We start from the raw sequence: 12,892 nt of genomic DNA, 5'->3' as shown, positions 1-12,892 counted from the left end.
GTGCGGCGATCAAGCGAAGCGTGGAGCCCGTCGCCGACACGGTCGAACTCTACGAACCGGGCCGCGAGATCGTTCCCGGCCTCACGACCCTTGCCGCGGCGGGCCATACCCCCGGGATGGCCGCCTTCCTGGTCCATTCCGGAACCGATCAACTGCTGCTGACGGCAGATCTCGCCTATCACCCGGTCGTGAACATCGACCGCCCGTGGCGTCCCGGTCCCGATCGCGACCAGGAGGCGGCGCAGGCCGCGCGCCGACGGATCTTCGATCGCGCCGCGGCGGAGCAGATGCTTGTCCTGGGTTTCCACTACCCGTTTCCGGGGCTCGGCCACATGCTGAAGATCGACGGCGGCTATGCATGGGTGCCGGCGAACTGGCGGTTCTAGCAGGGCACCGTGGGTCGGCCTCACCCCGCCTTGCGCGCGACCAGAGTCAGCCGATGCGGGTTGTGGCCGAAATTCTTCGCTGGCGACACCTCCGCGAACCCCGCCGCCGCGATCAGGCCGGCGATGTCGTCGATGCGATAGGTCGAGAGGCCGTATTGCGCCCGCAGCTTGCGGTAGTCCGAGAAGGCGGTGCGGACGAGGCCCGCCAGCGCCGCGATGAGGAACCCGCCGCGCCAAGCGAAGGCGAGGAGTTGGGAGGCGTCGGTCAGCGGGCTGATGTCGGGCGGGATGATATCGGCCACGACGAGCTTGCCGCCGGGCTTGAGCTTGGCGTGCCAGGTTCCGAGCAGGGCGACCAGCTCGTCGCGCGACAGGTACTGGATTAGCGAGTTGGCGACCACGAGATCGAGCGTCGCGTCGGGCAGCGCCTCGACCTCCTCGGGTGCGACCACGGTGACATTCGCCTTGCCGCCCAGCATGGCGCGCAGCTTGTCGCGAACGCTGGGGGCGGCCTCGCAGAGATAGAGCCGGCCGCACTGGCCGGCGACGCGGGCGGCATCGAGCGCCTCGCCGCAGCCATGGTCGAGCACGACGGCATCGGGCACCGGGATATGGCCGATCAGGTCGGTCGCGATCTGGCGGTAGTGCAAGGTCTTATGGCGTGGCGAGACATAGATCGCGTGCTCGCCGTTCCAGAAATCGCGCCAGGACATGCTTCGCCGTTCCGCCGGAATGCGCGGCCGGTGCCGCGCGGGGTGGCGAGCACTATGCCGCGGGGGACCCGCTTAGCAAGCGCTGGCGAGCTTCAGAGGGGCGCGACGACACGCTCCTCATGGGCCTGAATGAAGGTGAGGGCGGCGCCGCGGAACATCGTCCAGGCAGGGACTTCGCGGCCGCCGATCTGGCCGCGGACATCGTGGCGCAGGAGTTCCGGGTCCGCGTCTTCTCCTGGCAGAATGCCGTCGGGATCGATGCGGGCTGAACGGCAGAGCGCGCGTGCGATGCGGGTGATGCGGTCGTCGTCCATCATTGTCCCGTCAGGCGGCGGATGCGTCGTCGAGTTCGTGAACGCGCATGGCGGTCTCGGGTTCCCCGAGCCGTCCCGATCCTGTGAGCTGCGCGGGCGAACGGTCATGACACGGAGCTCAACCGGCATCGGGATCGGGCGCGAAGCGGATCCCGATCTCGCCTTGCCGGATCCAGACGATGGTGGCGCGCTTCGAGACCTCCATTACCTCGTCCTGAAGATGCAGTTCGAGCGGCAGCGGCCGGTCGCTCTGCGGTTTCAGCCGTGCCCCCGTCGCGGAGAGATCGAGGATGCGGCATTCGACGAGGAAGCGCTGCGAGCGGTCGAACAGCTTCGCCATCCGCAGATGCGAGCGCCAGCGCTTCGAGAACCGCTTGTCCATGCCGTATCGTCCGCTCCTTGTCGCCAGGCATCATGCGGGTCCGGGGTGGAGCGGGGCTGACGTTGCTGTCTCGTTGCCGGAGGTTTCCCCGAAAGCTTCGACATGCTCTAAATCGAGGCGGGGTGAGGGCTGTGAATGTTTTTGCTACCGCGTTTGCTGAAGAATTTCGTCAGGATAGGACGCCTGACGGTGATCACGCCGGACGAAACGCGCCACATCTTCGGGCCGGGGCCCGGTGAACTGCGCTTTGCCGGGATCGTCAAGACGGCACCCTCCGTCACCGTGCGCTTCCATGACGACCGGATCGAGCGCGAGCTCTTCCTCAATCCGGAGCTCGCGCTGGCCGAAGGCTATATGGACGGGCGGATCGACTTCGAGGAGGGCACGATCCACGACCTGCTGACGCTGTTCTGGCTGCAGCGGAAGGAGCTACGCAAGCACCCGATCCAGAAGCTGATCCGCGCGCTGCGCTTCAGGATCCGGCGGTTCCGGATGCACAACCCGCTCGGCGTCGCCGGCAGACGAGTCAAGCACCACTACGACATCCCGACCGAGTTCTACCGGCTCTGGCTCGACGAGACGATGACCTATTCCTGCGCCTACTGGCACTCGCCGGAGGTTGGATTGGAGAACGCGCAGCGGGCCAAGCTACGCCACATCGCCGCCAAGCTGAAGATCGAGCCGGGGATGACGGTCCTCGACATCGGCTCGGGCTGGGGGGAACTCGCGATCTATCTGGCGAAGGCCTGCGGCGCGAAGGTGACCGGCCTGAACGTCTCACCCGACCAGATGGCGGCCGCCCAGAAGCGCGCGGATGCCGCTGGCGTCGGCGACGCGGTGACCTTCGTCAACAAGGACTATCGGGAGCTTGGCGGCAGCTTCGACCGCGTCGTCTCGGTCGGCATGATGGAGCATGTCGGCGTCGCGCATTATCTCGAATATTTCGAAAAGATCCGCGACCTGCTGACACCGGACGGGATCGCGCTGGTCCATTGCATCGGACGCGTCGGACCGCCGGGCTTCACGGGTCCGTTCTTCGACAAATACATCTTCCCTGGCGGCTATGCGCCGGCGCTGTCGGAGGTGTTCGCGGCGGTGGAGCAAACCGGTCTCTGGCATTCCGACTGCGAGTTCTGGCGCCGGCATTATCACTGGACGCTGGAGGTCTGGCGCGAGCGCTTCATGGCGCAGCGGCCGCAGGTCGTCGCGATGATGGGCGAGCGTTTCGCGCGGATGTGGGAGTTCTATCTCTGCGCCTGTTCGATCTCGTTCGACATCGGCGGCGACATGGTCTTCCAGCTCCTGCTCGGCCCGCACAAGAGCGCCGTGCCGGTGATCCGGGACTATATTCAGGACGACGAGAAGGCGCTGGCGGCGAGGGGGTTTTAGGCTCTTTGGGGTCATCGCCTGGGTCCTCATCCTGAGGAGCGCTCCGCAGGAGCGCGTCTCGAAGGATGTTCCAGATGGTTCCGGAGCCTCCTGGAGCATCCTTCGAGACGCCGCTGACGCGGCTCCTCAGGATGAGGGGCTGAGGGATACCGCAGACAAGCTGCGGCCGCGCTCAGCCCTCGGCCGCAAAATCCAGCACGATCAGCGCCTCGTCGACGAAGGCGCCATCGACCCGCAGCGCCTTTTCCTCGCGCCCGTAGTGCCGGAAGCCGAGGCTCTCATAGAGCCGCAGGGCGGGCGCATTGGCGACGCCCACGGCGGCCTGCAGCAGCACGACATGGGAGCGGGCATGGTCGATGACGGCCGCCACCAGCCGGCGTCCGAGGGCTTTGCCGCGATGGGCGGGCGCGACATGGACCCCGACGAGCAGGCCCTTGTGGCGGAATTTTGTGGAGCGGTCGGGGACGACGAAGCCGGCCGTCCCGACGAGATAGTCTCCCGCAAAAGCACCGAAGATGCAGTTCAGCGGGCCGCCATCGAGGCGCTTCGCCGTCGTCTCCAGGCTGCGGGCGGCCTCATCCTCATAGCTCGCGCCGAAGGCCTCCGGATGATCGCGCAGGGCCTGGAGGCGCAGGGCGCGATAGGTGGCGGCGTCGGTTGCGGTGAGGGGGCGGATGGAAAGGAGGGCGGTCATGGCACGCTAGACCATCATGGCTGTGCGTGCCGGACAAGCCAGCACGCCTCCAGACGGACAATCCATTCTCAGCGCTTCAGGTTGACGACCACCACGCCGCCGAGCGCCATCAGGCCGCCGATCAGGGTGAGAGGCGTCGGCACCTCGCCGAGCCAGAGGAAGCCGATCAGCGTCGCCATCGGCGGGACGCAGTACTGGAAATTGGAGGCACGGCCGGCCGGCAGCCGCGACAGCGTCACCGCCCATGTGGCGTAGCCGATCAGGCTGGGGACGATGGCGAGATAGACCACCGACCAGAAGGAGACGGCAGGGGCGGAGGCCGCCTGCACGATTGCGCCCGGCAGGAAGGGCAGGAGGACGAGGCCGCCGATCGCCTGGTTCCAGGCCGCGACCGAGAGCGGCTCGTAGCGGGCGAAGAGCGGCTTCTGCACGACGGTGGTGACGGCATTGCAGAGTGCGGCGCCGAGGATCAGCAGCACCGACAGCCCGATCTCGACATCGAGCCCCTTGCCGAGCGCGATCAGCCCGATGCCGGCGAAGGACAGGGCGGTGCCCGTCCAGGCCAGCCGGCTGAAGCGCTCGCCCAGTAGCAGCATGGCCAGCAGCGCCGTCATGATCGGGTTGGTGTTGATGATGAAGCTGGCCGGGCCGGCCGGCACGACCTGCTGCCCGATGTTGAGCAGCACGGCATAGGCCGCGATGAAGAAGGTGCCGCCGAAGCCGAAGCGCCAGAGGTCGCCTCGGGCGGGCAGGGGCGCGCGTCGCATCGCTAGGAAGAGCGCCGCCGCGGCGCCGGCCAGGCCAAAACGCAGCGCGGCCATCTCAGCTGGACCGAAGCCCGCCAGCCCGGCCCGGATCGCGGGGAAGGACGAGGCCCAGGCGAGAATCGTGAAGGGCACCGTGAAGAGCAGGACCCCGTCGAGGCGAACGCCGCCATCACGGGGCAGCGGGTGGCTGGTGGTCGGCATCGGGGTCTCCGGCTGGCGTGCGACCTTCTCCATAGAGACCCGCGGCGGATGATTGACAAACCATCAAATGATGCATGAGCTGTGAGTATGGATCACAGCTCGACCCTGCCGCCGCTCGAATCCCTTCGGGCTTTCGAGGCAGCTGCCCGCACCGGCAGCTTCTCGGCCGCCGCGCTGGCGCTGAACCTGACTCATGGCGCGGTGAGCCGGCAGGTCGCCCGGCTGGAGCACTGGCTGGGTCTGCGGGTGTTCCTGCGGCAGGCGCGTGGTGTCGCGCTGACGCCGGAGGGGGCGCATCTGCTGACGCGCACGCAGGAGGCCTTCGCGCTGATCGCCGACACCTCGGATCGCTGGCGCGAACAGCGCGGCGCGGCGGTCGTCAGGCTCAGCGCTCCGCCCTCCGTCTGCTCGCTCTGGCTGATGCCGCGGCTGGCGGCGCTGGAGGGTCCGACGCCGGGTCTCCGCATCGTGCTGCAGGCGGAGCATCGCCGGATCGATTTCGAGGAGGAGGGGGTCGATCTCGGCATCCGCTGCGGTCGCGGCGGGGCTCCCGGCCGCATCTCGCTCAAGCTGTTCGAGGAATGGTGCTTCCCGATCGCCTCGCCTGGGCTCGCCGCATCGATCGCGACCGGCGAGGACGCGCAGCGCCTGCTGGCGCATCCGCTGATCCATGATTCCGACGCGGCCGGCTGGCGCGCCTGGTTTGCGGCCTGCGGGCTGGACTACCGGCCGAGGCCGCAGGACCGCCGTTTCGACGACTACAACATCGTGCTCGACGCCGCCGCCCATGGCCTGGGCATCGCGCTGGCCAGGCCGCCCTTGGCGCAGGAGCAACTCGCCGGGGGGCGGCTGCTGCCGGTCGATGCGCGGACAGCGCTCAACCCCGTATCCTACTGGCTCGATCGGCCGACGGGAGCGCCGCGCCCGGCCGCCGCGACGCTGGCGCGCCGGATCGCAGCCGAAGCCGGGTTTGCGGGAGGCGAGATCGACGGCTTCCTCGACGCGCAGGCGCGGTCGCGCTGAGGCTCAGTCCCGGCTGTGGCGCGGGCGGGCGATCGCGCCGGTGACCGAGGCGCGCCCCATCTCGAATGAGTCGGCGATGCGCCGGGCGCGGATGATGAATTCGTTGGCAACCTCGGGTTCGCCGCAGATCTCTGCCGCCGTTTCCTCGAACAGGGCGAGCCAGCGGTCGAAATGCTGTGGCTCCAGCGGCAGGATCAGATGCGGGCGCATCGGCCGGCCGTGATAGCGCCCCGTACGCAGCATCACCGAGCTCCAGAAATCGGCGATGTTGGCGATGTGCTCGTCCCAGTCCGCGACCGCGCCCATGAAGATGGGCCCGATCACGGCGTCCTCGCGCGCCCGTTCGTAGAAGCGCGCGACCAGCGTCGCGATCACCGCTTCGGTGATGGCGGGGTGGGCGGCGCCGGGCCGGGTGAGGGGATTGTCGGTCATGGGGAGAGGCCCGGCTGCAGACTGTTGATTGTACTCGGAACCACGCCGTCATCCCGGGCTTGCCCGGGATCCATCGGAGGGCTCCGGAGCCTTACGATGGATCCCGGAGCGGCGCTGCTTCGCAGCTTGTCCGGGATGACGTCGTGGTTCCGAGCCCGATCAGTGCATTCTAGCTCCGAAGCCCCGGCGCCTCCTGGCCGGTGCGGGCGACGTATTCGGTGTAGCCGCCGCCGAAGGCATGAATGCCCTCGGGTGTCAGTTCCAGCGTGCGGTTGGAGAGCGCGGCGAGGAAGTGCCGGTCGTGGCTGACGAAGAGCATCGTGCCTTCGTACTGCGCCAGCGCGTTGATCAGCATCTCCTTGGTTGCGATGTCCAGATGGTTGGTCGGCTCGTCGAGCACGAGGAAATTCGGCGGATCATAGAGCATCAGCGCCATGACGAGCCGGGCCTTCTCGCCGCCGGAGAGCACGCGGCAGCGCTTCTCGACATCGTCGCCGGAGAAGCCGAAGCAGCCGGCGAGCGCGCGCAGCGAGCCCTGGCCGGCCTGGGGGAAGCGATCCTCCAGCGTCTGGAAGATGGTGCGGTCGCCGTCCAGCACCTCCATCGCATGCTGAGCGAAATAGCCGAGCTTGATCGAGCCGCCGAGCGCGACGCTGCCGGAATCGGGCTCGGTCGAGCCGGTCACCAGCTTCAGCAAAGTCGACTTGCCGGCGCCGTTGACGCCCATCACGCACCAGCGCTCCTTGCGGCGGATCTGGAAGTCGAGCGCCTCGTAGATGGTGCGGCTGCCATAGCGCTTGTCGACGCCCTTGAGCGTGACGACGTCCTCGCCCGAGCGCGGGGCGGGCGGGAAATCGAAGGACACGGTCTGGCGGCGCTTGGGCGGCTCGACCTTCTCGATCTTGTCGAGCTTCTTGACGCGGCTCTGGACCTGGGCGGCGTGGGAGGCGCGCGCGTTGAAGCGCTCGATGAAGGCGACCTCCTTGGCGAGCATGGCCTGCTGGCGCTCGAACTGCGCCTGCTGCTGCTTCTCGGAAAGCGCCCGCTGCTGCTGGTAGAATTCGTAATTGCCGGAATAGGCGGTCAGCGCGCCGGCATCGATCTCGACGATCTTGCCGACGATACGGTTCATGAACTCGCGGTCATGCGAGGTCATCAGCAGCGCGCCGTCATAGCCCTTGAGGAAGGATTCGAGCCAGATCAGGCTCTCGAGGTCGAGATGGTTGGAGGGCTCGTCGAGAAGCATCGCGTCGGGGCGCATCAGCAGGATGCGGGCGAGCGCGACGCGCATCTTCCAGCCGCCCGAGAGCGCGCCGACATCGCCGTCCATCATCTCCTGGCTGAAGCCGAGCCCGTCGAGCACCTCACGGGCGCGGCCGTCCAGCGCATAGCCGTCGAGTTCCTCGAAGCGGCCCTGAACCTCGCCATAGCGGGCGATGATCTCGTCCATCTCGTCGGCACGGTCGGGATCGCCCATCGCGGCTTCCAGCTCGCGCAGCTCGGCGGCGACGGTGCTGACCGGGCCGGCCCCGTCCATCACCGCGGCGACCGCGCTCATGCCCTGCATCTCGCCGACATCCTGGCTGAAATAGCCGATGGTGATGCCGCGATCGACCTGCACCATGCCCTCATCGGGCTGCTCCTGGCCGGTGATCATCCGGAACAGGGTGGTCTTGCCGGCGCCGTTGGGGCCGACGAGGCCGACCTTCTCGCCCTTCAGAAGCGAGGCCGAGGCCTCGATGAAGACGATCTGCTGGCCGTTCTGCTTGCCGATGTTTTCGAGGCGGATCATGTTTTCGCGTGACGCTCAGGGATGATGTTGCGCTGCAATAGGGCAGGATGGCCCGGTGCGGAAGAGCCGGGTTCCGGTTCATCGCGGCAGCTGGATGCGGGCTCGGGGTGATCGTGTCGCTCCAGCGCCTGGGTCAGCGCCTGCGCATGGGCGAAGAATCGCTCCCGCACGGCCCGCGCATGCGGATTGGCGCGCTCGATCGCGAGGAAGACGCCGGGTGCGTCGTGGCGCACCATCTCGGTCGCCTGCATCAAGAGCTCGAAGCTGCGGGTGGTCATCCGGCGCGGCACGGGTTCCATCCGGACGAGGATCTTGGCGACGAGATGGGTCAGGCCCTGGACCAGCGCCATGTCGCGATCATGCGCGTCCGGCGTGGTCAGAATCACGTCGAGGGCGAAGCTCCGGCGCAGGAAGGCGGCGATGCGCCCTGTGCTGCCGCCGCGGATCGGGCAGAGCGCGATCTTCAGACCCCTCAGCCCCTCGCGCGCACTCTGCGGGCCGAAGAGCGGATGCGTGCCGATGATCTCGACATGCTCCGGCAAGCCCAAGAGCAGCAGGCGGGCGGGCTCGATCTTCACCGAGCCGACATCGAGCACGACGGTGCCGGCGCGCAGATGCGGGCGCAGGCTCGCGATCGCCTGCGCCATCGCGTCGACGGGTACGGCGAGCACGACGATGTCGCAGGCCGCCACCGCCGCGATGTCGCCCGGCGTCAGTCCCTTGCCCGGCGGATCAGGCTGTGGCGGCCGGGCGGGATCGCACACGACGAGGCGAAGATGCGGCTGGAGGTGGCGCGCCATCAGCTGCCCGAAGGCGCCGAAGCCGAGCAGGCCGAGAGAGGAGAAGGATTTGCGCTGGCGTGGCATCGTCGGGTTCCCTGGAGGGGCCGCGATGCCGGGTGACTGCCTGTGTTCAACCGCCAGCGCGGCGGTTGAAGCATGAGAATGCGACCCGCCTTATGAGGACGGGGCGTAATAGGTCCGGGCGAGGAAGGTCGCTGGGGTCATGGGGCGCTTGAAGCGCAGGAGACGGGGGCTGTCAATGTTGGGCATGGAAGCTCGCCCACCCTGCGCGGCGTCATCCCGGCCGTAGCGAAGCGGAGCGCCGGGATCCATCGGAGGGCTCCGGCGCTCTACGATGGATCCCGGAGCGGCGCTGCTACGCAGCTTGTCCGGGATGACGGCGCGGTTCGCATCGTCATATCCCTCGACTGTCAGCGTACGCCGTCTCAGGCTGCCGTCTTCGCCTTTTCCGCATCCATCATCTCGACGAAGCGCTTGAACAGATAGTGGCTGTCCTGCGGGCCGGGCGAGGCCTCCGGGTGGTGCTGGACGCTGAAGGCCGGACGGTCGGTCAGGGCAAAGCCGCTGTTGGAGCCGTCGAAGAGCGAGACATGGGTCTCGACAGCGTGCGCCGGCAGCGAGGCGGGATCGACCGCGAAGCCGTGGTTCATCGAGACGATCTCGACCTTGCCGGTCGTCTTGTCCTGCACCGGGTGGTTGGCGCCGTGATGGCCCTGCTTCATCTTCATCGTCTGGCCGCCGACGGCGAGCGCCAGCATCTGATGGCCGAGGCAGATGCCGAAGGTCGGGACCTTCTTCGCCAGCAGCTCTTTGATCACCGGGACGGCGTATTCACCGGTCGCGGCCGGGTCGCCCGGGCCGTTGGAGAGGAAGACGCCGTCCGGCTGCAGCGCCAGGATCTCCTCCGCCGAGGCGGTCGAAGGCACGACGGTGACGTCGCAGCCGGCCTTGGACAGCAGGCGCAGGATGTTGCGCTTCACGCCGTAATCGATCGCGACGACCTTATGGGCGCCGCCGTCGCGCTTGCCGTAGCCGGCTGGCCACTGCCAGGGCGTCTCGTCCCAGTCGTAGCGCTGGGCCGAGGTGACCATCGGCACGAGGTCGAGGCCCGCCATGTCCGGCAGTGCGGCGGCGAGCTTCTGGAGCCGCGGAATGTCGAAGACGCCATCGGGGCTGTGGGCCAGGATCGCGTTCGGCATGCCGTTGTCGCGGATCAGGGCGGTCAAAGCGCGGGTGTCGACGCCGCAGATGCCGACGATGTTGTGCGCCTTGAGCCACGCGTCGAAATGGCGGCTCGCGCGCCAGTTCGAGGGCTCGGTGATGGTGGCATGGAGCACGATGCCGCGCACGCCCGAGGAGGCGGCGGCGTTGACCGTCTCGGTGTCGTCGTCGTTGACGCCGACATTGCCGATATGGGGGAAGGTGAAGGTGACGATCTGGCCGGCATAGGAGGGGTCGGTCAGGATTTCCTGATAGCCCGTCATCGCCGTGTTGAAGCAGACCTCGCCCGGCGCTTCACCGGTGGCGCCGAGCCCGAAGCCCTCCAGCACCGTGCCGTCGGCGAGGACCAGCAAGGCGGTCGCGCGCGGTTCGCTCCAGCCGCTCGCGGCGGGGTTTCCTTCATGTGCGGTCATGTCTATGTCTCGGTCCAGGCCGCGCTAGCTGCGGCAATGCATGGGCGGCAGCGGTCTCGCTCGCCGTCGTCTGGAGCGCGAGCCTTAAAGACGCGCTCCCATGCCGTCAATCGACGCGGGCGCAGAGCCCGACGAACAACGAGGGAATACCCACATGACCAGCCTGCGCGAGCGCTTCATGCCCGATATGAAGGAGGCGATGAAGGCCGGTGAGAAGGAAAAGGTCGCCGCGATCCGCCTGATCATCGCCGCGCTCAAGGAGAAGGACATCGAGGCCCGCGGCGCCGGCAAGGGCGAGGCCACCGACGAGGAGGTTCTCGGCCTGCTGCAGAAGATGATCAAGCAGCGCCAGGAATCGATTTCGATCTACGAGGCCAATGGCCGCCCCGAGCTCGCCGCCGGCGAGAAGGCCGAGGTCGATGTGATCTCCGCCTATCTGCCCAAGCAGATGTCGGATGACGAGGTGAAGGCCGCGATCGCCGCGGCGGTGGCCGAGAGCGGGGCGGCCTCAGTCAAGGACATGGGCAAGGTCATCGCGATCCTGCGCGCGAACTACGCCGGCCAGATGGATTTCGGCAAGGCGAGCGGGCTGGTGAAGGCCGCGCTGGCGGGCTGAGGCTCAGGTGACGAGTGGGCTCACGCCCGCTCGATATCCGTCTGGGTGAAATCCTCGCCCTTGAACAGCAGCGGCCAGCCGCGCGCCTTGGCCAGAGCATAGGCGGCGCAGTCACCCATGTTGAGCTTCGCGGGGGGCCGGCCTTTGCCGAAGCGGCGATAGGCCTCGAAGGCGAGATGGGAGAGGGGTTCGTCGAAGGGGACGACGTCGATCTTCCATCTGCTCGTAGGTCGTCGAAGCGTGCGGGATCGAGCCTTCTGCCCATCTCCAACACGATGCGAGCCTCAAGCGCATTGACGGCAGAGATGCAAAGATCCGACGCTGAGGCGATTTGCTCGAGCCAGGACTCGGCGTCGTTTTCATGCGTCAGAATGGCAATGACGACCGAGCTATCGACGACGATCTTCACCACAGGCCGTTCTCGTCATAACCGACGATATCGTCCATCTCTTCCTTGGTCATCGAACGCTCGGCTGGCTTGATGTCGTATTTCTTATAAAATTCCGCCAACCAGAGTTTGCTCTCCGCGATCCGTCGCGCCTTCTCGTCCTCCGACAATTCATCCTTGCCGAGCTCGCTGCTGACAGCTTGACGCACGGCTTCGGTCAGGCTGAGGCCGCGGCGCTTCGCCAGCGTCCGCACGGCCTTCTCCGTCTCCGGATCCTTGATGTTCAGCGCCATGGCTTTCTTCCTTCTGGCCGATTTTCTTTATCATGGCGCTGTGGATAGCGCCAACAAACCGGCCTCCCGCGACATCTGCGATTGGCTTTCGGTAAGCTCGCGCCCACATAGACAGCGATGAAGTTCCCGCCCTCCCTTCTGGAAGAGATCAAGGCGCGGCTGCCGGTCTCGGCAGTGGTGGGCAAGCGCGTGCGCCTGGCCAAGGTGGGGCGTGAGTGGAAAGGGTTGTCGCCGTTCAACGCGGAGAAGACACCCTCCTTTTTCGTCAACGACCAGAAGGCCTCCTTCTTCGATTTTTCGTCGGGCAAGAACGGCGACATCTTCAAATTCGTGATGGAGACGGAAGGGCTGTCCTTCCCTGAAGCCGTCGAGAAGCTGGCGGCCGAGGCCGGCGTGACCCTGCCCAAGATCACGCAGGAGGCGCAGGTCCAGGAGGAGCGGCGCAAGGGCCTGCACGAGGTCGTGGAACTGGCGGCGCGCTTCTTCGAGGCCGAACTGATGGGTGATCGGGGTGGGTCTGCGCGGCGCTACCTCGCCTCGCGCGGGCTCGACGGCGAGGCGCAGACGCGCTTTCGGATCGGTTACGGCCCGGCGGACCGCTTTGCGCTGCGCGACCATCTCGCTTCCAAGGGCGTCTCGGCCGAGCTGATGATGGAGGCGGGACTGCTCGTGCATGGCGACGAGATCGCCGTCCCTTATGACCGCTTCCGCGACCGCATCATGTTCCCGATTCACGATTCGCGCGGGCGTGTCGTCGCCTTCGGCGGGCGGGCGATGAGCGCGGAGGTTTCGGCCAAATATCTGAATTCGCCGGAGACGCCGCTCTTCCACAAGGGCTCGCTGCTGTTCAACCACCACAACGCCCGCAAGGCCGCCCATGACACCGGGCAGGCGATCGTGGTCGAGGGCTATGTCGACGTCATCGCCATGGCGCTCGCCGGCTTTCCGCAGACCGTCGCCCCGCTCGGCACCGCGCTGACCGAGGACCAGTTGACGCTGCTCTGGCGCATGGCGGACGAGCCGGTGATCTGCCTCGACGGCGACAAGGCCGGCCGCAAGGCCGCC

At 67.3% G+C, this 12,892-nt stretch carries 16 protein-coding genes and 1 pseudogene; 5 read left to right on the top strand and 12 right to left on the bottom strand.

Annotation, left to right across the window (positions count from 1 at the left end; translation table 11 throughout):
- Positions 1-386: MBL fold metallo-hydrolase (locus Q8M82_RS03640; protein WP_465248065.1), on the top strand; the 386-nt coding region annotated here is incomplete at its 5' end.
- A gap of 20 nt (positions 387-406) precedes the next feature.
- Here Q8M82_RS03640 and Q8M82_RS03635 read toward each other — a convergent pair.
- The 3 genes from Q8M82_RS03635 to Q8M82_RS03625 all read right to left on the bottom strand — a co-directional run bounded on the left by Q8M82_RS03635 (position 407) and on the right by Q8M82_RS03625 (position 1,795).
- On the bottom strand, positions 407-1,099 hold the full coding sequence (locus tag Q8M82_RS03635) for a class I SAM-dependent methyltransferase (protein WP_305690021.1): 693 nt from the start codon (positions 1,097-1,099) through the stop codon (positions 407-409).
- Positions 1,100-1,191: 92 nt separating this feature from the next.
- Entirely contained in the window at positions 1,192-1,416 is a 225-nt protein-coding gene (locus tag Q8M82_RS03630) for a hypothetical protein (protein ID WP_305690020.1), read from the bottom strand.
- A gap of 115 nt (positions 1,417-1,531) precedes the next feature.
- Positions 1,532-1,795: a PilZ domain-containing protein gene (locus Q8M82_RS03625; protein WP_305690019.1), complete on the bottom strand. Its 264-nt coding sequence runs from the start codon at positions 1,793-1,795 to the stop codon at positions 1,532-1,534.
- Between the two features lie 135 nt (positions 1,796-1,930).
- On the opposite strand from Q8M82_RS03625, the gene Q8M82_RS03620 reads away from it, so the two are divergent.
- Positions 1,931-3,184, top strand: a complete 1,254-nt coding sequence (locus Q8M82_RS03620) for an SAM-dependent methyltransferase (RefSeq protein ID WP_305690018.1) — start codon at positions 1,931-1,933, stop codon at positions 3,182-3,184.
- A 172-nt stretch (positions 3,185-3,356) separates the two neighbouring features.
- On the opposite strand, the gene Q8M82_RS03615 is transcribed toward Q8M82_RS03620, so the two are convergent.
- A complete protein-coding gene (locus tag Q8M82_RS03615; RefSeq protein ID WP_305690017.1) occupies positions 3,357-3,878 on the bottom strand; it encodes a GNAT family N-acetyltransferase in 522 nt (173 codons plus the stop codon).
- A 68-nt stretch (positions 3,879-3,946) separates the two neighbouring features.
- Positions 3,947-4,846, bottom strand: coding sequence for a DMT family transporter (locus Q8M82_RS03610; RefSeq protein WP_305690016.1), 900 nt, complete (start codon positions 4,844-4,846; stop codon positions 3,947-3,949).
- An 87-nt stretch (positions 4,847-4,933) separates the two neighbouring features.
- Between Q8M82_RS03610 and Q8M82_RS03605 the strand changes: the two genes are divergently transcribed.
- Positions 4,934-5,869: a LysR substrate-binding domain-containing protein gene (locus tag Q8M82_RS03605; protein ID WP_305690015.1), complete on the top strand. Its 936-nt coding sequence runs from the start codon at positions 4,934-4,936 to the stop codon at positions 5,867-5,869.
- 3 nt (positions 5,870-5,872) lie between these two features.
- Here Q8M82_RS03605 and Q8M82_RS03600 read toward each other — a convergent pair whose 3' ends face one another.
- The 4 genes from Q8M82_RS03600 to carA all read right to left on the bottom strand — a co-directional run bounded on the left by Q8M82_RS03600 (position 5,873) and on the right by carA (position 10,530).
- Positions 5,873-6,301, bottom strand: coding sequence for a group III truncated hemoglobin (locus Q8M82_RS03600; protein WP_305690014.1), 429 nt, complete (start codon positions 6,299-6,301; stop codon positions 5,873-5,875).
- Between the two features lie 169 nt (positions 6,302-6,470).
- Positions 6,471-8,093, bottom strand: coding sequence for an ABC-F family ATP-binding cassette domain-containing protein (locus Q8M82_RS03595; RefSeq protein ID WP_305690013.1), 1,623 nt, complete (start codon positions 8,091-8,093; stop codon positions 6,471-6,473).
- A complete protein-coding gene (locus Q8M82_RS03590; RefSeq protein WP_305690012.1) occupies positions 8,090-8,959 on the bottom strand; it encodes a prephenate dehydrogenase in 870 nt (289 codons plus the stop codon). The genes Q8M82_RS03595 and Q8M82_RS03590 overlap by 4 nt, the downstream gene beginning before the upstream one ends.
- Positions 8,960-9,321: 362 nt before the next feature.
- Entirely contained in the window at positions 9,322-10,530 is a 1,209-nt protein-coding gene (carA, locus tag Q8M82_RS03585) for a glutamine-hydrolyzing carbamoyl-phosphate synthase small subunit (protein WP_305690011.1), read from the bottom strand.
- Positions 10,531-10,684: 154 nt separating this feature from the next.
- On the opposite strand from carA, the gene Q8M82_RS03580 reads away from it, so the two are divergent.
- Entirely contained in the window at positions 10,685-11,146 is a 462-nt protein-coding gene (locus Q8M82_RS03580; protein ID WP_305690010.1) for a GatB/YqeY domain-containing protein, read from the top strand.
- Between the two features lie 20 nt (positions 11,147-11,166).
- On the opposite strand, the gene Q8M82_RS23410 is transcribed toward Q8M82_RS03580, so the two are convergent.
- The 3 genes and pseudogenes from Q8M82_RS23410 to Q8M82_RS03570 form a co-directional block, all read right to left on the bottom strand.
- Positions 11,167-11,358, bottom strand: a complete 192-nt coding sequence (locus Q8M82_RS23410; RefSeq protein ID WP_371126221.1) for a type II toxin-antitoxin system VapC family toxin — start codon at positions 11,356-11,358, stop codon at positions 11,167-11,169.
- 86 nt (positions 11,359-11,444) lie between these two features.
- Positions 11,445-11,555, bottom strand: a pseudogene (locus Q8M82_RS23405) (type II toxin-antitoxin system VapC family toxin); the annotation flags it as partial.
- A complete protein-coding gene (locus tag Q8M82_RS03570) occupies positions 11,552-11,827 on the bottom strand; it encodes a type II toxin-antitoxin system VapB family antitoxin (RefSeq protein WP_305690009.1) in 276 nt (91 codons plus the stop codon). The gene Q8M82_RS03570 and the pseudogene Q8M82_RS23405, both read right to left, overlap by 4 nt.
- A 117-nt stretch (positions 11,828-11,944) precedes the next feature.
- On the opposite strand from Q8M82_RS03570, the gene dnaG reads away from it, so the two are divergent.
- Positions 11,945-12,892 (top strand): DNA primase (gene dnaG / locus Q8M82_RS03565; protein ID WP_305690008.1); only part of this gene is annotated, 948 nt, incomplete at its 3' end.

Origin of the sequence: Allobosea sp. (assembly GCF_030694325.1) — a bacterium.
Taxonomy (GTDB): Bacteria; Pseudomonadota; Alphaproteobacteria; order Rhizobiales; family Beijerinckiaceae; genus Allobosea.
This window is presented reverse-complemented; position numbering and strand designations above follow the sequence as displayed.

What these genes read in the sequence shown, in the direction of transcription:
- Q8M82_RS03590 (WP_305690012.1), bottom strand. Translation starts at nt 8,959, where the DNA reads ATGCCACGCCAGCGCAAATCCTTCTCCTCTCTCGGCCTGCTCGGCTTC.
- Q8M82_RS03570 (WP_305690009.1), bottom strand. Translation starts at nt 11,827, where the DNA reads ATGGCGCTGAACATCAAGGATCCGGAGACGGAGAAGGCCGTGCGGACG.
- Q8M82_RS03630 (WP_305690020.1), bottom strand. Translation starts at nt 1,416, where the DNA reads ATGATGGACGACGACCGCATCACCCGCATCGCACGCGCGCTCTGCCGT.
- Q8M82_RS03620 (WP_305690018.1), top strand. Translation starts at nt 1,931, where the DNA reads ATGTTTTTGCTACCGCGTTTGCTGAAGAATTTCGTCAGGATAGGACGC.
- Q8M82_RS03595 (WP_305690013.1), bottom strand. Translation starts at nt 8,093, where the DNA reads ATGATCCGCCTCGAAAACATCGGCAAGCAGAACGGCCAGCAGATCGTC.
- Q8M82_RS03615 (WP_305690017.1), bottom strand. Translation starts at nt 3,878, where the DNA reads ATGACCGCCCTCCTTTCCATCCGCCCCCTCACCGCAACCGACGCCGCC.
- Q8M82_RS03635 (WP_305690021.1), bottom strand. Translation starts at nt 1,099, where the DNA reads ATGTCCTGGCGCGATTTCTGGAACGGCGAGCACGCGATCTATGTCTCG.
- Q8M82_RS03580 (WP_305690010.1), top strand. Translation starts at nt 10,685, where the DNA reads ATGACCAGCCTGCGCGAGCGCTTCATGCCCGATATGAAGGAGGCGATG.
- Q8M82_RS03600 (WP_305690014.1), bottom strand. Translation starts at nt 6,301, where the DNA reads ATGACCGACAATCCCCTCACCCGGCCCGGCGCCGCCCACCCCGCCATC.
- carA (WP_305690011.1), bottom strand. Translation starts at nt 10,530, where the DNA reads ATGACCGCACATGAAGGAAACCCCGCCGCGAGCGGCTGGAGCGAACCG.
- Q8M82_RS03625 (WP_305690019.1), bottom strand. Translation starts at nt 1,795, where the DNA reads ATGGACAAGCGGTTCTCGAAGCGCTGGCGCTCGCATCTGCGGATGGCG.
- Q8M82_RS03610 (WP_305690016.1), bottom strand. Translation starts at nt 4,846, where the DNA reads ATGCCGACCACCAGCCACCCGCTGCCCCGTGATGGCGGCGTTCGCCTC.
- Q8M82_RS03605 (WP_305690015.1), top strand. Translation starts at nt 4,934, where the DNA reads ATGGATCACAGCTCGACCCTGCCGCCGCTCGAATCCCTTCGGGCTTTC.